This window comes from Sorangium sp. So ce375, assembly GCF_051473855.1.
GTDB lineage: Bacteria > Myxococcota_A > Polyangia > Polyangiales > Polyangiaceae > Sorangium.
In genome coordinates this window covers 6,730,932-6,752,935 of the sequence record NZ_CP150335.1, presented here as the reverse complement: position 1 = coordinate 6,752,935, position 22,004 = coordinate 6,730,932, and the positions used below count along the sequence as shown (strand labels likewise).

Sequence of the window (22,004 nt, the reverse complement as noted above, 5' to 3'; positions counted from 1 at the left end):
GTGCTTTCTCGGCATTTCCAAGCCAAGCAGCCGATGAATTTCGCCAGTCGAGGGGCGACGTGGGTCGCCAGGGCCGGTTTCGTCGTCGTGCTTGCAGTTTGCGACCGGATCGCTCACTATTTCTCGCGTGCGAGAGCGAAAACGACTACCTGACGTGGTGTTCGAGCCGATCATGCGCTCCCACGCCATGAAGAAGGCGGACCAGATCCTTCGCGCCGTCGCCGCGAAGGAGGTCACCCTGACGCTGATCGGCGAGAGCGGCTCCGGCAAGGAGGTGCTGGCGAGGCGCGCGCACGAGCTTTCGGAGCGTCGGCGGGGGCCGTTCGTGCCCATCAATTGCGCGGCCATCCCGGACGCGCTCTTTGAAAGCGAGCTCTTCGGTCACGAGCGCGGCGCGTTCACCGGGGCGAGCGAGCGAGCGAAGGGCAAAGTCGAGGCGGCCGAGCGGGGTACGCTCTTGCTCGATGAGATCGGTGAGATGCCGATGCCGATGCAGGCGAAGCTCCTGCGATTCCTCGAAAACCGCAGGTACATGCGCGTCGGCGGCGCGACGAAGATCGAGGCGGATGTCCGGTTGATGTTTGCCACGCTGCGACCCCTCGATCAGGAGGTGCGCGCGGGTCGCTTTCGCGCCGACCTGTTCTATCGAATCCAGGGCATCACGCTCAATGTCCCCGCTCTGCGGGAGCGACGCGCTGACATCGCGCCCTTGCTGAATCAGTTCACCGCGCAGCACTCGGCGCGACACGGGGTTCGTCCGCCGAGGTTCAGCCGGCAGGCCAAGGCGCTGCTGCTCCGTTACGACTGGCCTGGTAACGTGCGCGAGCTCCGGAACGTCGTGGAGACGCTCTGCTTGCTCCGGGATGGGCGGCAGGTGCGCGTGGCCGATCTGCCCGAGAGCGTCCGCGCGCAGGTCGCGCCCGAAGAAGCCGCCGCGGGCGTGTCGCGCGCCAGCACCTCGCTCGCGCTCGACCTCGACGACGGGTTGGAATCGCTCATCCAGCAGATCGTCGAGGCGGCGCTGGAGCGCGACGGGGGCGACAAGATCAAGGCGGCGGCGCGACTTCGGATCAGCCTGAGGACGGTGCAACGCTACGTCGCAGCAGGGCGCGTGCGGGTGCCAAGTCGGCCTGTTCGTGGAGAGCACAGGGCGGCGAAGAGGTGAACCGGAGCACCTTCCGCAAGGCGCCTCTTACCAACCTGGAAGGCTCACCCCGGAAGCGGTCGAGCGCCCGCGAGGAGCACCCCTTGAAGAGGAGTATGCGTTCACCGGCCGGACTACGTGTGAGCGAGGCATCGTCAGGCGGCGCTGACCGGACCCGACCCAGGTTGGGCTGACGGTTGGCTGACCCGACCCAGGTTGGGGCTGACCCGACCCAGGTTGAAATAAACAGGTTGAGGTAGACACCGGCGTGGAGGCGGCCGCGCCCGAGGTGCCCGTCTCGCTGGGCTCAGTCGCGTACCGCGGTCAGCACGAAGCGCTCGCGTACGCGCGCCTCGTTCGACTCGTGACGAACGTGGATCTCATAGCGACCCGGCCGGGCGACGGTCACGCTGAGCGGCGCGTCGCCGCGGTAGCGCGTCAGCCAGTGCGAGCAGCGCTGCTGCTGGCAGTGGTGCTCCAGCGATCCACCTTTGCCGTCAGGTAGCCGCACGCGCACGTGCTCGGGCACCTCGAGGTGAACTACCACCGGCTCGTCCGCGTGGCGGTGGGTCCACAGATCGAGGTGCATCCACGCGTCCCCTTTCTCAGGCAAGGCGATGGCACGCTCCTCCAAGCGCTCGATCGCTGGAGATTTCGCGCCTCTGTCGCCCGTCACGAAGACGGCGGCCGCCAACGCCGCGAGCGCTGGGGCTGCGAGCAAGGCCTTCCACCCCCAAGGGCGGCTCGCCCGCTGCGACCGCGCGCTGCTTGTCGCCGCCGGACGCTCCGACCGCTCGGGGAGCTTGCTCAGCGCGCGTTCGACGAGCGCATCCGAAGGGTTCATCGAGCGCAGTGCCCGCACGCTCGCCTCGAGATCCTGCGGAATCGAAGGCAGATCGTGGTCGGGCTCGCTCACGTCGAACCCTCCCGCTCTGCGACGACGCGTGGAGCCGCCAGACGCTCGTAGGCATCGCGCAGCCGCGCGCGCCCGCGGGCGTGGCGGCTCTTCACCGTCCCCTTGGGGATCCCGAGGAGCTCGGCCAAATTACCATAACCGGCTTCCTCAATGTCGCATGGCACGACCACGGTGCGAAGTTCCTCCGGCAACTCCTGCAGGCACGCCAGGAGCACCTTCTCCGGTTCCCCGCTCCGCCAGAGCAGAATCCGTGCCGGAACAAGGGCTGGCCGTGAACCGCGCCAGGAGCGCTCGAAGCGGCGTGCTTTCTCGGCATTTCCAAGCCAAGCAGCCGAGGAATTTCGCCGCTCGAGGGGCGACGTGGAGCGCCGGAGCCGGTTTCGTCGTCGGGCTTTCAGGTTGCGACCGGATCGCTCAATATTTCTCGCGTGCGAGAGCGAAAACGACGCCCTGACGTGGTGTTCGAGCCGATACGACTGGCCTGGCGACGCGCGCGAGCTCCGGAACGTCGTGGAGACGCTCTGCTTGCTCGTCGAGCGCCCGCGAGGAGCACCCCTCGAAGAGGATCTCGCCGCGCTTACCGTGCTCTCTCCGGCGGCGTTCGGCGCGCTCGTGCTCCTTCACACGCCGAGCGGGCGCGTCGTCTCGCGCGGGGTGCGGCAACACGTCTCGATGGGCTCAATCGCGTGCCGCTATCAGAATGAAGCGCTCGCGCACGCGCGCCTCGTTCGACTCGTGACGGACGTCGATCTCATATCGGCCCGGCTGGGCGACAGCCACGCTGAGCGGCGCGTCTCCGTGATAGCGCGTCAGCCTGTGCGAGCAGCGCTCTTGCCGGCAGTGCTGCTCCAGCGATCCACCTGCGCCATCAGGCAACCGCACGCGCACGTGCTCCGGCACCTCGATCTGGACCACCGCCGGCTCGTCCGCGTGGCGGTGGGTCCACAGATCGAGGAGCATCCACGCATGCCCTTCGGTAGGCAAGGCGACGGCACGCTCCTCGGCTCGCTCGATCGCCGGAGCGCGCGCACCCCAGTCGCCCGCCACGAAGACGGCGGCCGCCAGCGCGGCGAGCACCGGGGCTGCGATGAACACCCTCCACCCCCAGCGGTCGCGCGCCCGCTGCGACCCCGAGCCGGAAGCCGCCGCTGGGCGCTCCGGTCGCTCGGGGAGCTTGTTCAGCGCGCGCTCGACGAGCGCATCGGAGGGGTCCATCGAGCGCAGCGCCCGCACGCTCGCCTCTAGATCCCGCGGAATCGGAGGCAGATCGTCGTCGCGCTCGCTCACGTCGAACCCTCCCGCGCCGCGACGACGCGTGGCGCCGCCAGACGCTCGTAGGCATCGCGCAGCCGCGCGCGCCCTCGGGCGTGGCGGCTCTTCACCGTCCCCTTGGGGATCCCGAGGAGCTCGGCCACGTTGTCATATCCAACCTCCTCGATGTCGCAGAGTACCACCACGGTGCGAAACTCCTCCGGCAGCTCCTGGAGGCACGCTAGGAGCACCCCGGTGTCCTGGCTCAAGATCGCGGCCGCCTCCGGGCTCGAGACCTCGGCGCGAGGAAGGATCCCGAGCGCGTCGGTGCACACCTCGACGAGCCGATCGAGCAGGCCGCGGCGCCGCGCCTCGGTCCGGTAGGCCTCCAAGTACTCGTGCCGGGCGATCCCGCAGAGCCAGACGCCGAGGTCGGAGCGTCCCTCGAAGGACGCCGCGTGCAGGTATGCCTTGAGCAGCGCGTTCTGGAACAAATCGTCCGCCTGGTCTCGCGCGCCGCAGAGCGAGACGCAGAAGCGGTAGAGCCGCGGGAGCACCGGACGGACGGCCGACTCGAACTCCGCGCGCGATTCGCCGAGGGGGGGTCGCGATTCGGTCATGAGGGCCGTTCGAGCATTTAGAGCGTCGAGGCCCGGAACTCTAGCGTGGAATGGACGGCGGGGTAGCGCCCCCTGCTCGCGCCACGGCGGGGCGAGCGACGTCACCCCGAACAAAGGAGAACCGTACATCGGACCCCTAGACGGAACGGATCCGAGCGGAGGTTCCTGGTGACCGCACGAAATCGTCACCCGGAGCGGGAACCTCAGGCCGGGTGGTCCCGTCCAGGGCCGTGTTCTGACGAACAGTGGGCCCACATGGTGCCCCATCTCCAAGGCGAGCACCGCATGTCCAATCCGAATATTTCCACGGCGTCGACGTCCGCGGCGTCTACGGCGTCCACATGGAGGAACGACCTGGTTTCAGGGTTCCTCGTTTTCTTGATCGCCCTGCCGCTTTGCCTGGGCATCGCCATGGCGAGCGGGTTCCCCCCCATCGCGGGCGTGCTCACCGCCGTCATCGGCGGTATGGTCGCCACCTGGCTCGGCAGCGCGCCGCTGACCATCAAGGGGCCCGCCGCGGGCCTCATCGTCATTGCGCTGGGCGCCGTCCAGGAGCTCGGCGGTGGGGACAACGGCGTGGGCTACCGCCGCGCGCTCGCCTGCATCGCCGTCGCCGCGGTGACACAGATCGTCTTCGCCCTGGCGCGGGCCGGCACCCTCGGGGCCTTCTTCCCCTCCTCGGTGGTGCACGGCATGCTGGCGGCCATCGGGATCATCATCTGCTCGAAGCAGATCCACACGCTCGTCGGTGTCACGCCTGCGGCGAAGGAGCCGCTCCACCTCATCCTGGAGATCCCGCGCAGCCTGTCGCGGATGAACCCCGAGATCGCCGCGATCGGCGTCCTCTCGATGGTCCTCCTCTTCGGCTATCCGGTGGTCGCCAAGCGATCGCGCTGGATGCAGAAGATCCCCGCGCCGATGCTGGTGCTGGCGATCTCCGTGCCTCTCGCCTATGTGTTCGATCTCGAGCACGAGCACACGTACACCTTCGCGGCGAGCCACGCGACGTACGCGATCGGGCCGAGCTTCCTGGTCAACCTGCCGGGCAACATCCTCCAGGCGATCGTCTTCCCGGACTTCAGCCACGTCGGCACGCCCGCGTCGATCAAATACATCATCATGTTCTCGCTGGTGGGCAGCATCGAGTCGCTCCTGTCCGCGAAGGCCGTCGACTCGCTCGACCCAGCGAAGAGCCGCTCCGACCTCGACAAGGACCTGCTCGCCACGGGCATCGGCAACCTCATCGCGGGCCTGCTCGGCGGGCTGCCGATGATCTCCGAGATCGTCCGCAGCTCGGCGAACATCGGCTACGGCGCGAAGAGCCGGTTGTCCAACTTCTTTCACGGGAGCTTCCTTCTTCTCTTCGTGGCCTTCGCACCGGGGCTCATCCACCGGATCCCCCTCGCTGCGCTCGCCGCCATGCTCACCTTCACGGGCACCCGCCTCGCGTCGCCCAAGGAGTTCGCGAAGACGCTCCGCATCGGCAAGGAGCAGCTCGTCATCTTCGCCACCACGGCCGCGCTGTGCATTGCCTCCGATCTGCTCGTCGGCGTCGCTGCCGGCATCGCCGTGAAGCTGCTCATCCACGTGGTCAACGGCGCACCGCTGCGCGTCCTCTTCCGCCCCGAGGTGGAGGAGCGCGTCGAGGAGGGGAGGGTCGTGCTGCGCGTCAAGCACGCCGCCGTCTTCAGCAACTACCTCGCCGTCCAGCGGAAGATCGAGAACCACGCGCACGCATCGAACATCGAGATCAACTTCGCGGATGCCCGCCTGGTCGATCACACGGTCATGTCCAACCTGCACGAGCTCCAGGGCGTGATGGAGCGAAGCGGGCGGACCTTGACCCTCGCCGGCCTCGGCGATCATTTCCAGATGTCGTCACACCCGCTCTCGGCAAGGAAGCGTCCTGTCATCAGCCCCGTCGCCGAGCGCTGAATCGAGTCGAGACACCATGACGCGAAAGGTGGGGAGCGCCCGTGGGGCTCTCCACGAACAACCGTCATTCGAGATCCCCATGAACAGCGAGCTCTCTCTCGATCTCCCCGCGAGCGCCGCCAGGCAAAAGCACCTGTGCGACGTGGTCGCGCACGCCGGGCATTTCCTGCCGGCGCAGGGGCCGATCGGCGTGTTCGTCCACCACAACACGTTGCACGCGTTCCAGCACCTGCCGTTCCACGACGCGCTCGCCGCGGCGAGCGCGGTCTTCGAGGCCGAGCCGTACCTCGCCGAGGCGGATTACCGCGCGCACATCGCGTCGGGCCGGATCGGCGACGAGGACCTCGAGGCTGCGCTCGCCGCGCGGTTCGCCGCGCAGCCGGACGAGCGCCGAGGCCCGCTGTCCCGGCACGAGATCGAGCGGCTCGCGCTGCGCTATCCGATCGAGGCCGAGACGGCGGCGGGCCTCCTGTGGCGCATCTCCGAGGCGGGGGAGACGCGCAGGCTCCGGGCCGATGTCCCCGACGAGCGACGCCGGCGCATCGTCCAGAGCACGGAACGCTGGCTCGAGGCGCGCCCGGAGACCGCGGCGCGCCTCCTCGACCAGGGGGGCCGAGACCCGGAGTCGCGCGCCGCGCTCGCGCTCTGGGATGCCTGCCGCGCCGTGCCGCTGCCGCCGGCCCCACCCGCGGAGCCGCCGCTCGTCGAGCGCGTGGGCGCCGACCGGTCGCACCGCGATCTGCTGATCGCGGTGGCGGGCGAGGATCCCGCCGAGCTCGTCGATCCGCTCTTGATCCGGTTCCTCTGCGCCTACCTCGACGAGGGCATCGCGCACTGGGCGATGCCCGATCGGGCGCAGGGGCTCTGGCGCTGCTTTCGCGACATGGCGCTGGAGGGCTCCCGGGTGGCCGCCCCGGCCTTCGCGGGGCTCGACGCGGAGCTCCGCCGGCTCGACGCGGAGAAGCTGTCGCCGTCCGCCATCGCCGTCCGCGCCCTCGAGGAGCTCGCGGTCGCCGAGGAACACTGGGACGCGTACGTGACACGCGTGCTGAACGAGCTGCCGGGCTGGGCCGGCATGATTCACCGCCTCGAGCACACCCCGAGCGACCGGCCGTCGGGAGCGCCGCCCGCGTCGCTGATAGAGTACCTCGCCGTGCGCCTGACCCTGGCCCGGTACGCGCTGCGCGACGTCGCGCGCCGGCGGCTCGGGTACCGAGGGCCCCTCGCCGGGCTCGTGGAGCACGCCCGGCGCGCCGCGCGGCCGCCCGCGCCGCCCTCGTGCTCGCCGGAGCACGCTCGGCCTTTCCGCCTGTTCCAGCTCGCTCAGCTCGCCGGCCTCTCCGCCGCCGAGATTGAGCCGCTGTCCAAGGCGGAGCGCGTACGGATGCTCGAGGCGCTCGAGGCGTTCGACGAGATCGCGCGGCGCCGCGTCCTGCACGAGGCCTACGAGCACCACCATCGGACCGAGGTGCTGCACGGGATCGCCACGAACCTCCGTCGCCCGGAGGAGGAGCGCGCCGTGGAGGAGCCCCGCTTCCAGGTCGCGTTCTGCATCGACGACCGATGCGAGGGGCTCCGGCGGCATTTCGAGGAGCTCTCGCCGCGGCACGAGACCTTCGGCGTGGCCGGGTTCTTCGGCGTGCCGATCCGCTACCGCGGGCTCGACGACGCCGGCCACGTGAGCCTCTGTCCGGTCGGCGTGGAGCCGGCGCACGAGATCGTCGAGCGGCCGCACGAGGAGGAGGCGGGCCTGCGCCGCAAGGCCCGCCGCAAGCGCTGGGCGCGGCTCCTGCACGCGCTGGGGCGCGGCACCCGCACCATGGCGCGCGGCGTGCTGCTCACCCCGACCCTGGGCCTCTTGTCCACCGTGCCGCTCGTCGGACGCACCCTCTTTCCGCGGGCCACGGCGCGGCTGCGCCGTGCCCTCGAGAGGCGCCTTCTCCCGCCGGTGCCGACGCGCCTGCTGAGCCCGCACGACGACGGCCCCGCCGCGGGGAGCGAGGGGCGGCCGTTCACCGCCTCGGACAAGGCGGCCCGCGTGGCCGCCACGCTGGAGAACATGGGGCTCACGCGCGGCTTCGCGCCGCTCGTGGTCGTGCTCGGCCACGGGGCGACCAGCGTGAACAACCCGCACCAGTCGGCGTACGACTGCGGCGCGTGCGGCGGCCGCCACGGCGGCCCGAACGCGCGGCTGTTCGCGTCCATGGCGAACGATCCCGAGGTCCGCGTCCTGCTCCGGGCGCGGGGGATCGACATCCCGGAGGGGACATTCTTCCTCGGCGGCATGAACAACACGACGACGGACGAGATCGTCCTCTACGACCGTCACCTCGTGCCGGCGTCCCACCGCGGCGAGCTCTCGGCGCTGGTCGGCGCGCTGGACGCCGCGCGCCAGCAGCACGCCCACGAGCGCTGCCGGCGGTTCGCGTCCGCGCCGCGCGAGGGCGACCCCGCGCGGGCGCTCGCGCACGTCGAGGCGCGCGCCGCGGACATCAGCGAGGCGCGGCCCGAGCTGGGACACGTGACCAACGCGGTCTGCGTCGTCGGCCGCCGCTCGCTCACCCGCGGGCTGTTCCTCGACCGCAGGGCGTTCCTCGTCTCGTACGACCCGACCCAGGATCCGGGCGGAGCGATCCTCGAGCGCGTCCTGCTCGCGGTCGGCCCGGTCGGGGCAGGGATCAACCTCGAGTACTACTTCTCCTGCGTCGACAACCGCCGTTACGGCGCCGGCACCAAGCTCCCGCACAACCTCGCCTCGCTGCTCGGGGTCATGGAGGGATCGCTGAGCGACCTGCGCACCGGGCTGCCGAAGCAGATGATCGAGATCCACGAGCCGGTGCGCCTGCTCGTCGTCGTCGATGCGAGCACGGACACGGCCGCCGCGCTCTACGCGCGCCAGCCGGCCCTCCGCGAGCTCATCGGCAACGGCTGGATCCAGCTCGCCTGCGTCGATCCGGCGACGCGCCGGATCGCCTGCTTCACGGGCGAGGGATTCGCCCCCTTCGCGCCGGCGGATCGCCCCTTGCCGGCGGTCCAGCGCTCCGCCGACTGGTACGCCGGGAGGTCCGGCTTCGTCCCGCCTGCGCTCGTTCGAGCCGCGTCCACGCGGCCACGTGAGGTCGTCGACCATGCTGTCTGATGTGCTCCTCGGCAAGCTCGCCGCGCTCGCCGTGCTCTCTCCGGCGGTGGCCTTCGCCGCGCTCGGGGCCTACCTGCTGCTCCTTCGCACGCCGAGCGAGCGCGTCGTGTCGCGCGTCGTGCTCTCCACGCTCGCGCTCTCGCTCGCGGCCTCGCTGGCGGTATGGATCTCGGCCGTCGCGGCGCCCTACGCCTTCGTCCCGGTGCCGCTCGGCCACTGGTTCGAGGTCGGCAGCTACGCGTTCGAGGTCGTCCTGCTCGTCGATCGGCTGTCGGCGACGATGATGGTGCTCGTCTCGCTGATCGCGCTCCTGGTCGGCAGGTTCTCGGTGGCGTACCTGCACCGCGAGGCGGGGTTCGCGCGCTTCTTCCTGCTCCTCGCGCTGTTCTCGACGGGCATGCTGGGGCTCGTGTCGGCGGGCACCGTCGATCTGCTCTTCGCCGGCTGGGAGCTCGTCGGCGCGACGAGCGTCCTGCTCGTGGCCTTCTTCCACGAGCGCGAGGCGCCGCCGCGGGCCGCGGTGCGCGTGTACATCACCTACCGGCTCTGCGACATCGGGCTGCTCGGGGGCGCGGTGCTGATGCACGACGTCGCCCACTCCTCGCAGTGGGGCGAGGTGTTCGGCGCCTCGCCCTGGCCCGGGACCGCCGCCTCGCTCGGGCCCGGCGCGGCCACCGCGCTCGCCCTGTGCCTGTTCCTCGCGGCCATGGGCAAGAGCGCGCAGTTCCCTCTGGGCAGCTGGCTGCCGCGCGCCATGGAGGGGCCGACGCCATCGAGCGCGCTCTTCTACGGCGCCATCTCCGTGCACGCCGGGGTCTACCTGATGCTCCGCGCGGCCCCGCTGCTCCAGCGCTCGCTCGCCGCGAGCGCGGTCATCGTCTGCGTCGGGGCGGCGACCGCCGTCTACGGCACGATGGTGGGGCGCGTGCAGGCGGACGTGAAGGGCGCGCTCGCGCACGCGACGATGACGCAGGTGGGGCTCATGTTCGTGGAGATCGGGCTAGGGCTCTACTGGCTCGCGCTCGTCCACCTGTTCGCCCACGCGTGCCTGCGCTGCCTCCAGCTGCTGCGCGCCCCCTCGGCGCTCCGCGACGCGCAGGACATCCGGGCCGCGCACGCCGGCGAGCCGCTGCCGCACCTCGGGCTCGCTGGCCGGCTCTTGCCGGCGGCGCTCGTGCGGCGCGCGTACTGGCTGTCCCTCGACCGCTTCCACCTCGAGGGGCTGCAGGAGCGGCTCGTCGCCGCGCCGCTGATGCGCCTCGGGAGCTTGCTCGATCGGAGCGAGCGCCGCTGGGTGGCGGCGCTGAGCGGCTGGCCCGAGCGCACCCCCGCGACGCCCGGCGACGAGGAGGAGCGCGACGCGACCGAGCGCGCGACGGCCTTCGAGCCCCGCGCACGCAACACGAAGAGGGCCCGCACGTGAACGCCTTTCCGCTCCTCGGCACGCTCGTCCTCGCGCCCGCGATCGCGGCGCTCTTCGCCTCCCGGGCGCGCAGCAACGAGGGCGCGCGCCGCGTCGCCCTCGTCGGCGCGGCGCTCACCCTGCTGCTCTCGCTGCTGCCGCTCGCGCTCTCGTACGCCGGCGTCGCGCTCGCCGCCGGGGGGCCCGCCGTGCCGCTCCTCGGAGCGCGCCTCCGCCTCGGCCTCGACGGCTACGCGCTCACCCTGCTCCCGCTGCTCGGCTTCATCCTGCTCGCCCTGCTCGCCGCGAGCCCGCGCGCCGCGATCGATCCGCCCACCGCCGCCGCGCTGCTCGCCACGAGCAGCGCCATCCTCGGCGTGTTCTGCGCGGTCGATCTCGCGGTGCTCGCGGCGGCGTGGGTCGCCGCGCTCGCGCCGGTCGATCGCCTGGTCGCGACGAAGGGCGCGCAGGACCCGCTCCTCCGGCGCACCTGCCGCATCTTCCAGCTGGGAGGCACGGCTCCGCTCATCGTGGCCATCGGCGCCATCGCCGTGCTCGCCGCGCGCCGCGGCGCCGCGCTGCCGTTCGACGTCGAGGAGATCGCCCGCGTCGGCGTCCCCGAGGCGTGGCAGTCGCCGCTGTTCGCGCTCGTCTGCATCGCCGTGCTGATGCGCATGGCCGCCGTGCCGTTCCACGGCTGGCTGCCGGTGCTGCTGGAGCGGGGGCCGCTCGGCGTGACCCTCCTGCTCGCCCAGATGCAGGTCGGCGTCTGCGTGCTCTTGCGCGTCGGGGTGACGCTCCTGCCCGCTGGCTGCGCCGACGGCATGCCGATCCTCGCCGTCCTCGGCCTGATCAGCGCGCTGCACGGCGCGGTGCTCGCGCTCGTCCAGACCGATCTGCGCCGGCTGCTCGGCTACCTCGTGGCGAGCCAGAAGGGGCTCGTGCTCCTGGGGGTCTCATCGCTGAGCCCGCAGAGCGTGAGCGGCGCGCTCCTGCAGACGTTCGCGCTGTCGATCTCGATCACGGGGCTCGCGATGGTCGTCGGCGCGATCGAGGCGCGCGTCGGCACGGCGGACACGCGGGACCTCGGCGGCCTCGTCGCCCGGACGCCGCGCATGGCCGCGTTCTTCTTCCTCCTCGCGTGCGCCGCGATCGGGATGCCTGGAGCGCTCTCGTTCGTGAGCGAGGACCTGATCCTGCACGGAATCTTGCACGCCCATCCCGTGCTCGCGGTGCTGGCGTTGACGGCGGCGGCGCTCAACGGGATCACGCTGTTCCGAGCGTTCCAGCGCACCTTCCTGGGGCCGCTCAGGCGCCACCTGCGGGGCGCCGCCGTGGAGCCGCTCGTGCTCCGCGAGCGGGCTTTCCTGCTCGCGATGGTGGCGCTCACCGTGGTGCTGGGCGTGGCCCCGGCGCGGCTGCTCGCGCTCCACGAGCCGGTGGTCGAGCGGGTCCTCCACGACGTGGCTCACGGCGCGCGGGCGCACCTCGCCGCGGCAGCGAGCCTCCGCGCTGCCGAGGAAGACGGCCGAGCGCCCCGTCGGGACGGATGGCCGTCGCCGTGACCCGCGTCCAGCGGATGGCGCGCGCGCCGCGGCAGGACGTGGCTCAGAGCAGGTAGCGTTCGCCCGAGTCGGGCAGCACGGTCACGATCGTCCCGCGCACCCTTCGCGCGATCTCCACGGCCGCGTGGACGTTGGCGCCGGAGCTCGGCCCGACGAGGAGCCCCTCCTCGCGGGCGAGCCGCCGCGCCATGCGCGAGGCGCCCGCTTCGGTCACGGTGAGGATCTCGTCGATGAGCGACCGCTCGAGGATCGCCGGAACGAAGCCGGGGCCGATGCCCTGGATCCCGTGGGGGCCGGGGCCTCGCCCCGAGAGCACGGCGCTCTTCGTCGGCTCGACGGCGCAGATGCGGACCGCGCCGCCGAGCTGATCCCTGAGCACGCGCCCGCAGCCGGTCAGCGTGCCGCCGGTGCCCACGCCGGCGACGAAGGCCGCGATGTCGCCGCCGGTCTGCGCGAGGATCTCGAGGCCGGTGGCGCGCGCGTGCGCGCCGGGGTTCGCCGGGTTCTGGAACTGCTGGCTCATCCAGCCGCCGGGGGTCGCCTCGCAGATCTCGATCGCGCGGGCGACCGCGCCGGCCATGCCCTGGCCCTCGGGCGTGAGGACGATCTCGGCGCCGTACGCGCGGAGGACGTGCCGGCGCTCGACGCTCATGTCCTCGGGCATGACCACCACGCAGCGGTAGCCGCGCACGGCGGCGATCATCGCGAGGCTGATCCCCGTGTTGCCGCTCGTCGCCTCGACGATGGTCGACCCTCTCTTGAGGATCCCTTCGCGCTCGGCGCAGAGCACCATGCCGAGCGCCGCCCTGTCCTTGACGCTGCCGCCCGGGTTCATGGACTCGAGCTTGCCGTAGACGACCCCTCCGCCCTCGGGCGAGACCCGGGCGAGTCGGACGAGCGGCGTGCCGCCGATGAGCGACAGGGCGTCGGGCACGACCGGACCGACGCGGAGCGCGCCAGCAGGCGAAGGAGCCGAGCTCTCACCGGGCACGTCGGACGGGCTCGGCGGTCCGCCGCCCGGTGCTCGAGGGGACGACATGCCGCCAGTGTACACCTGAACAGGGCTCCCCCGGGCGCCGAGCCGGAGCGCACCCTCCAGAAGCGCAGGCACCGCTCTAGAACGAGATCTCCGAGAGGACGCCGTAGTGGTCCGAAGCGGCGACGCCGTTGCGGATCTCCTCGAAGACGACCCTCGACGAGAGCGGCTTGCCCCGCCCCTGCGCGTCCGGGCCGCGGACGAAGACGTAGTCGATGCGGCGCGGGTACTCGTTCGTGATGGCCGCGAACGGGTTCCGCACGGGATCGAAGGTGAATCCGGGGCCCTTGCCCGTCTGGTCGAAGGTGTCGGCGAAGTACACGCTCTTCTGGTTCAGGGCGTGCAGCCCCTTCATGAACCGGATCTCCGTGGCGTCGGGCTGCGCGTTGAAGTCGCCGACGACGATGGGCGGCAAGCCCTCCATGGGGGCCTCGCGCATGACGATGTCGGCCACGGCCGCGACCTGCGCCTCGCGCACGGCGCCGTGGTGGAACTTCCAGTTCAGGTGGGTGACGAAGAACGGGATCACGCCGCGCGGCGACGCGAGCTCGGCGAGCAGGATCGAGCGCTTCTCGTCGGTCTCGCCCGTGGGAAGCGGGAACGCCTGGCTCCGCCCGATCGGCCAGCGCGACAGCGCGGCGTTGCCGAAGAGCACGCCGCCGCCGAGGTCGTGTGCGGCGCCGAACGCGACCTCGTAACCGAGCCCCTCGGCGACGCCGTCGGCGAGCGAGCGGCCCTCGTGCGACAGCACCTCCTGGAGCCCAATCACGTCGGGATCGAGCTCGCGGAGGCCCTCCCGGATGAGCTCGAGGCGCGCCTCCCACGGGTCGTGGCGGTTCCAGATGTTCAGGGTGAGCACCCGGAGGGAACTGCGGACACGGATGCCGGAAGCGCCGTGCGGGGAGCCGCTGATCCCGGAGCCTTCTCGAGGACGTTCCATCCCGACGGGCTACGCCAGCTGCGCGCCCGGATCCAGCCGTGATACGAAGGGCCCGGCGCAAGCCGCTGCCCCTCCGGCGCGGAAGGGCGGCCTTGACCGGGAGAACCCTGAATGATCACGTGTGCTCCTCGACGCGGGCGGCCTGGATCGGCCTCCTGCCGACCTCGGACCTCGCTTCGCGTGACCGCGAGCCTCCTCCTGCTCGCGCTGGTCGCCGGCTGTGAGAGCAAGATGGACCCCAAGGAGTGCGACAAAGTCCGCGGCGACGCCTTCGAGCTTGTGAACAAGGCGCAGCACTGCAACACGGACGTCGACTGCCGCCAGAGCGAGTGGCCGGGCTGTGCGAAGCCCATCAGCAACGCGACCTTCGACAAGATCAAGCCCCTCTCGGAGAGCTACAAGACGGGCAAGTGCGAGGAGCCCAAGGTGGACTGCAAGGCGCCGCCGGACTCCTACTGCAAGCAGGGGCTCTGCGTGCACCGCGAGCTCGGCACGCCGGAGGGCGCGGGCAACACGCCCACCGACCAGATCCAGATCCAGTGATCCCCGCCGCGCCGTCCGCCAGCGAGCCCCGCGGGTCGCGGCGCGGCGGCGCTGCCCACGCGCGGCGCGCGCAGGCCCGCGCCGCGCGCAGGCCTGCGCTTCCGGGCGCAAACGGGCGCGCCGCCTCGGTACGCGCTTGACGCGCGAACCCGCAGAGGCCACGGACGCGGCCGTGAGCGAAGGCTTCTATCGCGGTAAGCGCGTCGTGGTGACCGGCGCCGGCGGGTTCATCGGCAGCCACCTCGTCGAGGCGCTGATCCGGGAGGGCGCGCGCGTGAGGGCGCTCGTCCGGTACACCTCGGGCTCGCGGCGCGGGCACCTCGACCGGCTCCCCGAGGACGTCCTCGCGCAGGCGGAGGTCGTCCCGGGCAACGTGGAGGACGCGGGCGCGGTCCGGTCGCTCGTGCGCGGCGCGGACGTCGTGTTCCACCTCGCGGCCCTCATCGGGATCCCGTACTCGTACGTGGCCCCGCAGCAGTACGTGGCGACGAACGTGCAGGGCACGCTGAACGTGCTCGAGGCGGCGCGCGAGCACGGCGCGCGCGTGGTCCACACCTCGACGAGCGAGACCTACGGCACCGCGCGCTATACGCCCATCGACGAGGCGCATCCCCTGACCGGCCAGTCGCCGTACTCGGCCACGAAGATCGGCGCCGACAAGCTCGCCGAGAGCTATCACCTCTCCTTCGGCCTCGAGGTCGCGACCATCCGGCCGTTCAACACCTACGGCCCGCGGCAGTCGTCGCGCGCGATCATCCCGAGCGTGATGCAGCAGCTCGCCGCCGGCAGCCCCGTGCTCCGCGTCGGGAGCACCACGCCGGTGCGGGACCTCAACTTCGTGACCGACACCGTCGCGGGCTTCCTCCTCGTCGGCTCGAGCGCGCGGGCCGTGGGGCAGACGCTCAACGTGGGGAGCGGGCGCGCCATCTCCATCGGCGATCTGGTCCGGCTCATCTTCGAGGTGACCGGCAAGCGCGCGGAGCTCGTGACCGACGAGGCCCGGGTGCGCCCTGACGCGAGCGAGGTCATGGTGCTGCTCGCCGATTTCCGCCGCGCCGCGGAGCTGGTCGGCTACGCGCCCCGCGTGCCGCTCGAAGAGGGGCTCGCGCGGACGTACGCTTATGTCGAGCGCCACCTCGCCGATTACCGGCCCCGCGAGTACGCAATCTGACGCACGCTGACGCACGCTGACGCACGCCGACGCGCGGCCGGGGGCCGGCGCCTTCCGCGCCCTCTCCGCGAGGCGCCGGCTGGATGGATGAAAGGCCATGTGGAAGATACCTCTCAGCGATCTCTCGTTCGGGCCTGAAGAAGCCGAGGCCGCGCGGCAGGTCGTCGCGTCGGGCTGGTTGACGATGGGTGAGCGCACGGCGCAGTTCGAGCGCGAGCTCGGCGAGGCGCTCGGCACCCCGAGGGTGCTCGCGGTGACGAACTGCACCGCCGCGCTGCACCTCGCGTACACCGCGCTCTCCGTGGGCCCCGGCGACGAGGTGATCTGCCCGAGCCTCACGTTCGTGGCGACCGCCAACGCCGCGCTCCTGTGCGGGGCCGACGTGGTCCTCGCCGACATCGTCGGCGACGACGACCTCAGCATCGATCCCGCCGACATCGTCCGCAAGATCACCCCGAGGACGAAGGCGATCGCGGTCGTTCATTACGCCGGTTACCCCTGCGACATGGACGCGATCTGCGCGATCGCGGCCGAGCGGGGGCTCGCGGTGGTCGAGGACGCCGCGCACGCGCCGCTCGCGACCTACCGGGGCAGGGCGCTCGGGACGCTGGGGGACATCGGCTGCCTGAGCTTCTTCTCGAACAAGAACCTCGCGGTCGGCGAGGGGGGCGCCGTGATCGCGAAGGGCGACGCGCTCCACGCGCGCATGCGGCTCCTCCGCGCGCACGGGATGACGACGCTGACCCTCGATCGGCACAAGGGGCACGCGTTCACCTACGACGTCGTGGACGCGGGCATGAACTACCGCATCGACGAGATCCGCAGCGCCATCGGCCTCGTGCAGCTCGGCCGGCTCGCGGCGGGCAACGCGCGTCGGCGCGCGCTCGTGGCGCGCTACCACGAGCGCCTCGCCGGGGTGCAGGGCCTCGGGCTGCCGTACCGCGACTTCTACGCCCGCGGGCTGGGGGAGAGCGCGCACCACCTCATGCCGGTGCTCCTGCCCGAGGGCACCTCGCGCGAGGCCGTGATGGAGGCCATGAAGGCGCGCGGGATCCAGACGAGCGTGCACTACCCGCCGATCCACCGCTTCTCGCACCACGGCGCCTCGGACCGGGTGCGCAAGGAGGCGCTCTCGCGGACGGACGCGATCGCCGGCCGCCAGCTCACGCTGCCGCTCCACCCGCGCATGCCCGACGCCGACGTCGACGCGGTGTGCGAGGCGCTCGCCGCGTCACTCCGGTAGGTACCGCTGCCGGTTCTTCTCGAACTCGTCCTGCGCCTCCGCGAAGTCGTCGCTCCTGCCGATGTCGAGCCAGTGGCCCCGGAAGGGGAAGGTGGCCACCGGCTCGCCGGCGCCGAGCAGCGCGTGCATCAGGTCGTCGAACCCGAACGGCCGGCCCTCCGGGATGAAGCGCAGCACGTCGCGGCTCATCGCGTAGATGCCCATGCTGACCCAGAACGTGTAGGTCGGCTTCTCGCGGAAGCTGACGACGCGCCCGTCAGGGCCGAGGTCGAGCACGCCCAGGTCGATCTTCGAGGCGCGCTCGCAGACGGCCACGGTGAGCGGCGATCCGGTCGAAGCGGCCGCACGGTGGAGCGCCGTGAAGTCCAGATCGCTGAGGATGTCGCCGTTCATCACGAGGAAGCGCTCCGGCAGGTCCCGCTCGATGACCCGCAGCGGACCCACGGTCCCGAGCGGCGCGTCCTCCCGCTGGTAGGAGATGCGCAGCCCGTATCGGCTCCCCTCGCCGACGACCGCCTCGATGAGCGCGGCCTGGTGGCCGACGCACATCACGACGTCCGTGACCCCCGCGCGGGCCAGCTGCCGGAGCAGGATCTCGACGATCGTGTGATCCCCGATCGGCATCAGGGGCTTCGGGATAAGGGCGGTGTAGGGGCGGAGCCGGGAGCCCTTGCCGCCGGCGAGCACGACTGCCTTCATGCGATGACGTATACCCACGCGCTGCCCGGACGGGTGACCGATTCCGCCGATTTTCGCGCTCGCCCGGCCCGCCGCGTCCTCTCCGATTGACTCTCTTCGGGCTGCTCTATTAGTGGTTGGAGAGCGTCCCGCGGCAGGTCAGCCCCGGCGCGGGACGACTCACCCTTCACTGGTGACTTGGGCAGCCAACATGACGATGGTACCTCCGTCCCGTACCCCCGCCAGGAAGCGCCGGAAGCTCGGATATCGAGGCAGCGGCACCTTCGCCATGTGCAGCGCTGGGCCGCACCCGGGCGGCCCGCTCTTCCGGCAGCTGTGCACGCTCGCTGACCGCTTCAACGCGTGCGAGGACGATCCGGCCGCGGCGCAGATCGGGAGCGTGCTCTCGCTGCTCGCCCTCTACGCCACCCAGCCGAACGACCGAGATTTCCGGTTGCCGTTCGGCTCCTTCGTCATGGATCTCGCCCTCGCCGACGAGGCTCGCGCGCCGGGCGCCGGACCCATCCCGTACGGGCGCCCTCTGCTCGCTCGCTGACCTGGGCTGCGATGAGCACGCGAGAGCTACCGACACGCCCCGCGGGGCGCAGCAAGCGGACGGCATCGGCCTCGGTCGTGCTCATCGTGAGCGCCAGCGAGCAGCTCGCGGAGCGTTGCCGACGGCTGGTCTTCGTCGAAGGCGCGGACCTGCTCGCGTGCGATCTCGTGTCGCTGCGCGGGAGCGCGGCGTGGCTGAACCCCCTGGCCATCGTGATGACCCAGGACGTGCGGGCGTTCGATCCTGAAGGGTTCATGGAGCTGTCTCGGCGCATCGGCGCCGAGCTCGTGGTGCTCCCGTCCGAGAACGTGTCCGACACGCAGCTCGCCGCGATGATCACGGCGGCGCTGGACATCGCCCAGCGCCGCCGGACCGACTGACGAGCCGCGCTCGAGGGCGCGTCAGTCGCGCGGCGGGAGGACGTCGCCGGACCGGCTCGCCCGCAGGCACCCCTCGTCGAGGCCCAGCTTGCACGCCTTCGTGAACAGCTCGACCGCCTTCCGGTCGTCGCGCTTCACGCCCTGGCCCTCCGCGTGGAGGTGCCCGAGCTCGACGCAGGCGGGGGCGTTGCCGCGCTCGCAGACGCGATGGAACAGCGCGGCCGCGCGCTCGGGATCAGCGCTCGCGCCCTGACCGTGGAGGTAAGCCCTGCCGGCCGCGAGGCAGCCGAGGTTCGCGCCCGCGTGGCACGCGCGCGCGTGCCAGTAGAGCGCCGCCTCGTCCGCCCCGCTCGCGCCGCCGGCGCCGTCCGCGCGCGCGAGCCGATCGTGGTAGGCGTCGCCGAGCCGCAGGCAGCCGCGCGCGCTCCCCTCCGCGCACGCCTTCTCGAACAGCGTCATCGCTCGCTCCACGTCGATCGAGACGATCGCTCCGCCCAGGTACATCGAGCCCAACGTCACGCAGTCCTCGATCTGGTGGTCGGCGCAGCCGTTCGTGCAGCCGACGAGATCGGCGGCCTCGCAGGGCAGGCGCAGCGGCGGCGGTGGTGCCTCGGCGCTCGCCGGGGCTCGCGGCCTCGCCGCGGCCTCCTCGGCGGCAGGTCGACCTGGCTCCGCGGCGCGCCGCGCCGCGGTCGCGCTGCTGCAACCGCAGACGAGGAGCGCGCCGAGGAGCGACTGGGCGAGTTCGCGCACGTGCATGCTCGAACTCATGACACACAGTGAGCGCGCTCCCAATATCGCCCGTCGGGCGTGTTTGCCCCGGGCGCGCGGGGTGAGGGGGCGCTCCGGGCTGGTCCCGGGCGGGGCCTCAGTGTACACGGAGCCGATGCCCTTGATGAGCCCTCCTCCGCTGCAAACGCTTGATGAGCCGAACCTCGAGGCGCTGGTCGAGCTGATGTTCCTCGCGGCGTTCGCCGACGGCGAGTTCAGCCCGGAGGAGAAGACGCATTTCGCCCGGAGCGTGGAGTCGCTCACGGATCGACGGATCCCCCAGGGCACGATGGACGCGCTCCTCCAGACCGTCGTGGCGCAGCTCCAGAAGGAGGGCCGCGCCGCCCGGCTCGCGTCGCTGAAGGAGCGGCTGGCCAGCCCGCAGGCCCGGAAGGTCGCCTTTTTTCTGGCCGCTCAGGTCGTGGTCGCCGACGGGATCGTCCGGAGCAGCGAGCGCGAGCTCCTGCTCGACGTCGCCGCGGCGCTCGAGCTCGATCAGGCCGAGGCGGCGGACATATTGCGGAAGCTCGCCGCTTCATGAGCGTCCGGCCGCCCTCGGCGCGCCGCGCCCCGGGGGACCGCTCTGCCGCGCAGGCGGGCTGGTGCGCGGGGCGGGCGCCGCGGGGTGAACGGGCGCCGGCGTTTTCGGCTACGATGGCGGCGCCGTGACCTGGTCTTCCACTGGCAGTTTCCTGATCCCGTTTCCGGTGCCGGGTTCAGCGCTGACCTCCACCCGGGGGACGTACGTGATCGGGGCGCTGATCGGCGACGGGCAGTACGGCTCGGTATACGAGTGCAGCGGGCCGTTCGATCAGGTGTACGCCCTGAAGATGCTGCGGCCGGCGAACAAGCCCTACCAGGTCGTCAAGGAGGAGTGGTCGCGCGAGATGCTCCGCCTGGAGAGCTTCCGCCATCCGAACATCGTCTACATCCACGACGCGTTCGAGGTGAACTACCTGTTCTACCTGGCGCTCGAGCGGTGCGACACGAGCCTCCGGGCGCTGCTCGGCGCCCCGTTCCAGCCGCCGCTGCTCCTGGAGCTCGCGCGCCAGCTGCTGATGACGCTGCAGTACCTGCACGACAACGGCGTCGTGCACGCCGACCTGCACGCGGGCAACGTGCTCATCTCCCAGCTCGACCACAGGCCGCTCGTCAAGCTCACCGACTTCGGCGTGGCGCACCAGCTCGACGGCGTCACCCGCTGGTTTCGCCCGCAGGTCGCGAACCCGAAGATCCTCGTGCCGGAGCTCGTGACGGCGGGCTACACGACGACGCAGAGCGACCTCTACCAGCTCGGCCTGCTCATGTACCAGATGCACACCGGGCAGCCGGCCATCGACGTGAACGTCCCTTACGAGGAGATCACGCGGCAGATCGCCGAGGGCACCCCCCGGCAGAAGGCCGAGGCGCTCGGCACGCCGCTGAGCCAGGTGATCGCCAAGCTGCTCCGCCGCCGCGACGCCTACCGCTACCACTCCGCGCGCGATGTCTGGGACGATCTGCGCCAGCTCCGCTGGGCGTAGCGCGATCTCCGCTGCGTCCAGCGCGCGTTCCGGGCTAGATCTCGCCGCATGATCACCGCCGCAATGCCACGCGTCGTCTCGCTCACGCCCGCGGTATTCCACCTGCCGGACGCGGTGAACCAGGTCTCCCGCACCTACGGGGAGAGCCCGATCGTCCCGCGTGGCCCCCGGCTCCGGCCGCTGCTCGACAGGGCCCGGCACGGCATCGTCGACGCCCTCGACGCCCCCAGCTATGAGGCCATCCTCCTCACGGGCTCGGGCTCCACCTCCATGGCCGCCGTGCTCGGCTCCTGCTTGCGGCGCGACGAGCGGCTCCTCGTCGTCCGGAACGGCGCCTACGGCGACCGGATCTTCGAGTACGCCGCGACGCTCGGCCAGCCGGTTGTCGACATGTGCCTGCCCTATGGTGAAAGGCCGGATCTCGCCAAGATCGAGGCCGTCCTGGCGGCGGACGAGGCCGACGCGGTGGCCATGGTCTACGGTGGCACGTCGACGTGCACGTTGAACCCCGTGCCCGAGGTCGGCGCGCTCGCCCGGAAGTACGGCAAGAAGCTCCTCATCGACGGCATCAGCGCGCTCTTCGTCGAGCCGCTGGCGCTCGAGGGCTCGGGCATCACCGCGGTCATGGGCTCGTGCAACAAGGGCCTCCACAGCCACCCGAACCTGACCGTGGCGCTGGTCCGCAAGGACCTGCTCGCCGAGATGGAACGGATCCCCGCCCGCGTCCCGAGCCTGGAGCTCCACAAGACCTGGCGCGCCCAGCAGGGCGGCGCGCACCCCTACACGATCGATCCGATGAGCCTCTGCCAGGTGATCGCGGCGCTCGACCACCTCGCCGCCACCGGCGGGGTCGCCGGGCGTCACGCCGTGTACCAGGCGCGCTGCGCGATCCTGCGGCCCGGCTACGAGCGCCTCGGGCTGACGATCGCGCGCTGGGAGAACATGCCGCTCCAGTCGATCGGCACGGCGCTGCACATCCCGGCCGGGCGGACCTACGACGAGATGGCGAGCCGGCTCGCCAGCGAGCCGGTCGATGGGCACGTGTTCGAGATCTACGCGGCCCAGGGGAAGCTCTCGAGCCGGCTGTTCCGGATCTTCCACATGGGCGAGTACGCGCTCGAGGTCTACGAGATCTTCCTCAAGGCGCTCGCGCGCGTCGTCTGAGCGCGCGCGCCCGCGGCTCGCCTCGCG

The 22,004-nt window shown here is 71.5% G+C and carries 21 protein-coding genes; 13 read left to right on the top strand and 8 right to left on the bottom strand.

Annotated elements, in window-relative coordinates; all coding sequences use genetic code 11:
- Positions 1 to 172 precede the first annotated feature (172 nt).
- Positions 173 to 1,165, top strand: coding sequence for a sigma-54 interaction domain-containing protein (locus WME90_RS25000; protein ID WP_437274495.1), 993 nt, complete (start codon positions 173 to 175; stop codon positions 1,163 to 1,165).
- A gap of 286 nt (positions 1,166 to 1,451) precedes the next feature.
- Here the strand turns inward: WME90_RS25000 and WME90_RS24995 are convergent, their stop codons facing one another.
- The 4 genes from WME90_RS24995 to WME90_RS24980 form a co-directional block, all read right to left on the bottom strand.
- A complete protein-coding gene (locus WME90_RS24995; protein WP_437274494.1) occupies positions 1,452 to 1,757 on the bottom strand; it encodes a hypothetical protein in 306 nt (101 codons plus the stop codon).
- Between the two features lie 299 nt (positions 1,758 to 2,056).
- Positions 2,057 to 2,275, bottom strand: a complete 219-nt coding sequence (locus WME90_RS24990; RefSeq protein ID WP_437274493.1) for a sigma factor-like helix-turn-helix DNA-binding protein — start codon at positions 2,273 to 2,275, stop codon at positions 2,057 to 2,059.
- Positions 2,276 to 2,738: 463 nt separating this feature from the next.
- Complete coding sequence (locus WME90_RS24985; protein ID WP_437274492.1) at positions 2,739 to 3,347, bottom strand: hypothetical protein; 609 nt, start codon at positions 3,345 to 3,347, stop codon at positions 2,739 to 2,741.
- The gene (locus WME90_RS24980) at positions 3,344 to 3,931 is read right to left on the bottom strand and encodes an RNA polymerase sigma factor (protein ID WP_437274491.1); all 588 of its coding nucleotides are present in this window, start codon (positions 3,929 to 3,931) and stop codon (positions 3,344 to 3,346) included. The genes WME90_RS24985 and WME90_RS24980 overlap by 4 nt, the downstream gene beginning before the upstream one ends.
- Positions 3,932 to 4,216: 285 nt before the next feature.
- On the opposite strand from WME90_RS24980, the gene WME90_RS24975 reads away from it, so the two are divergent.
- From WME90_RS24975 to WME90_RS24960, 4 genes are all read left to right on the top strand, one after another.
- The gene (locus WME90_RS24975; RefSeq protein WP_437274490.1) at positions 4,217 to 5,866 is read left to right on the top strand and encodes a SulP family inorganic anion transporter; all 1,650 of its coding nucleotides are present in this window, start codon (positions 4,217 to 4,219) and stop codon (positions 5,864 to 5,866) included.
- A 79-nt stretch (positions 5,867 to 5,945) separates the two neighbouring features.
- Entirely contained in the window at positions 5,946 to 9,005 is a 3,060-nt protein-coding gene (locus tag WME90_RS24970; protein WP_437274489.1) for a YbcC family protein, read from the top strand.
- The gene (locus WME90_RS24965; protein ID WP_437274488.1) at positions 8,995 to 10,428 is read left to right on the top strand and encodes a proton-conducting transporter transmembrane domain-containing protein; all 1,434 of its coding nucleotides are present in this window, start codon (positions 8,995 to 8,997) and stop codon (positions 10,426 to 10,428) included. Before WME90_RS24970 ends, WME90_RS24965 begins: the two co-directional genes overlap by 11 nt.
- Positions 10,425 to 11,972, top strand: coding sequence for a complex I subunit 4 family protein (locus tag WME90_RS24960; protein ID WP_437274487.1), 1,548 nt, complete (start codon positions 10,425 to 10,427; stop codon positions 11,970 to 11,972). The genes WME90_RS24965 and WME90_RS24960 overlap by 4 nt, the downstream gene beginning before the upstream one ends.
- A 43-nt stretch (positions 11,973 to 12,015) precedes the next feature.
- Here the strand turns inward: WME90_RS24960 and cysK are convergent, their stop codons facing one another.
- Both cysK and WME90_RS24950 read right to left on the bottom strand, forming a co-directional pair.
- Complete coding sequence (gene cysK, locus WME90_RS24955) at positions 12,016 to 12,906, bottom strand: cysteine synthase A (protein WP_437283655.1); 891 nt, start codon at positions 12,904 to 12,906, stop codon at positions 12,016 to 12,018.
- 181 nt (positions 12,907 to 13,087) lie between these two features.
- Complete coding sequence (locus WME90_RS24950; protein WP_437274486.1) at positions 13,088 to 13,948, bottom strand: endonuclease/exonuclease/phosphatase family protein; 861 nt, start codon at positions 13,946 to 13,948, stop codon at positions 13,088 to 13,090.
- A gap of 180 nt (positions 13,949 to 14,128) precedes the next feature.
- Here WME90_RS24950 and WME90_RS24945 point away from each other — a divergent pair, with 180 nt between their 5' ends.
- The 3 genes from WME90_RS24945 (at position 14,129) to WME90_RS24935 (ending at position 16,905) form a co-directional block, all read left to right on the top strand.
- Complete coding sequence (locus WME90_RS24945) at positions 14,129 to 14,491, top strand: hypothetical protein (protein ID WP_437274485.1); 363 nt, start codon at positions 14,129 to 14,131, stop codon at positions 14,489 to 14,491.
- A gap of 172 nt (positions 14,492 to 14,663) precedes the next feature.
- On the top strand, positions 14,664 to 15,662 hold the full coding sequence (locus WME90_RS24940) for an SDR family NAD(P)-dependent oxidoreductase (RefSeq protein ID WP_437274484.1): 999 nt from the start codon (positions 14,664 to 14,666) through the stop codon (positions 15,660 to 15,662).
- Positions 15,663 to 15,759: 97 nt separating this feature from the next.
- Positions 15,760 to 16,905 carry a DegT/DnrJ/EryC1/StrS family aminotransferase gene (locus tag WME90_RS24935; RefSeq protein ID WP_437274483.1) on the top strand — a complete coding sequence of 382 codons (1,146 nt, stop codon included), beginning with the start codon at positions 15,760 to 15,762 and terminating at the stop codon, positions 16,903 to 16,905.
- On the opposite strand, the gene WME90_RS24930 is transcribed toward WME90_RS24935, so the two are convergent.
- Complete coding sequence (locus WME90_RS24930; protein WP_437274482.1) at positions 16,894 to 17,604, bottom strand: nucleotidyltransferase family protein; 711 nt, start codon at positions 17,602 to 17,604, stop codon at positions 16,894 to 16,896. The genes WME90_RS24935 and WME90_RS24930 overlap by 12 nt on opposite strands.
- Before the next feature lie 190 nt (positions 17,605 to 17,794).
- On the opposite strand from WME90_RS24930, the gene WME90_RS24925 reads away from it, so the two are divergent.
- Together WME90_RS24925 and WME90_RS24920 are read left to right on the top strand one after the other, a co-directional pair.
- The gene (locus WME90_RS24925) at positions 17,795 to 18,139 is read left to right on the top strand and encodes a hypothetical protein (protein WP_437274481.1); all 345 of its coding nucleotides are present in this window, start codon (positions 17,795 to 17,797) and stop codon (positions 18,137 to 18,139) included.
- A gap of 11 nt (positions 18,140 to 18,150) precedes the next feature.
- The gene (locus WME90_RS24920) at positions 18,151 to 18,519 is read left to right on the top strand and encodes a hypothetical protein (RefSeq protein ID WP_437274480.1); all 369 of its coding nucleotides are present in this window, start codon (positions 18,151 to 18,153) and stop codon (positions 18,517 to 18,519) included.
- A gap of 21 nt (positions 18,520 to 18,540) precedes the next feature.
- Here the strand turns inward: WME90_RS24920 and WME90_RS24915 are convergent, their stop codons facing one another.
- Positions 18,541 to 19,278: a tetratricopeptide repeat protein gene (locus WME90_RS24915; protein ID WP_437274479.1), complete on the bottom strand. Its 738-nt coding sequence runs from the start codon at positions 19,276 to 19,278 to the stop codon at positions 18,541 to 18,543.
- A gap of 136 nt (positions 19,279 to 19,414) precedes the next feature.
- Here WME90_RS24915 and WME90_RS24910 point away from each other — a divergent pair, with 136 nt between their 5' ends.
- From WME90_RS24910 to WME90_RS24900, 3 genes are all read left to right on the top strand, one after another.
- Positions 19,415 to 19,831, top strand: coding sequence for a tellurite resistance TerB family protein (locus tag WME90_RS24910; protein WP_437274478.1), 417 nt, complete (start codon positions 19,415 to 19,417; stop codon positions 19,829 to 19,831).
- A gap of 124 nt (positions 19,832 to 19,955) precedes the next feature.
- The gene (locus WME90_RS24905) at positions 19,956 to 20,813 is read left to right on the top strand and encodes a serine/threonine protein kinase (RefSeq protein ID WP_437274477.1); all 858 of its coding nucleotides are present in this window, start codon (positions 19,956 to 19,958) and stop codon (positions 20,811 to 20,813) included.
- 48 nt (positions 20,814 to 20,861) lie between these two features.
- Positions 20,862 to 21,977: a pyridoxal-phosphate-dependent aminotransferase family protein gene (locus WME90_RS24900; RefSeq protein ID WP_437274476.1), complete on the top strand. Its 1,116-nt coding sequence runs from the start codon at positions 20,862 to 20,864 to the stop codon at positions 21,975 to 21,977.
- Positions 21,978 to 22,004: the final 27 nt, after the last annotated feature.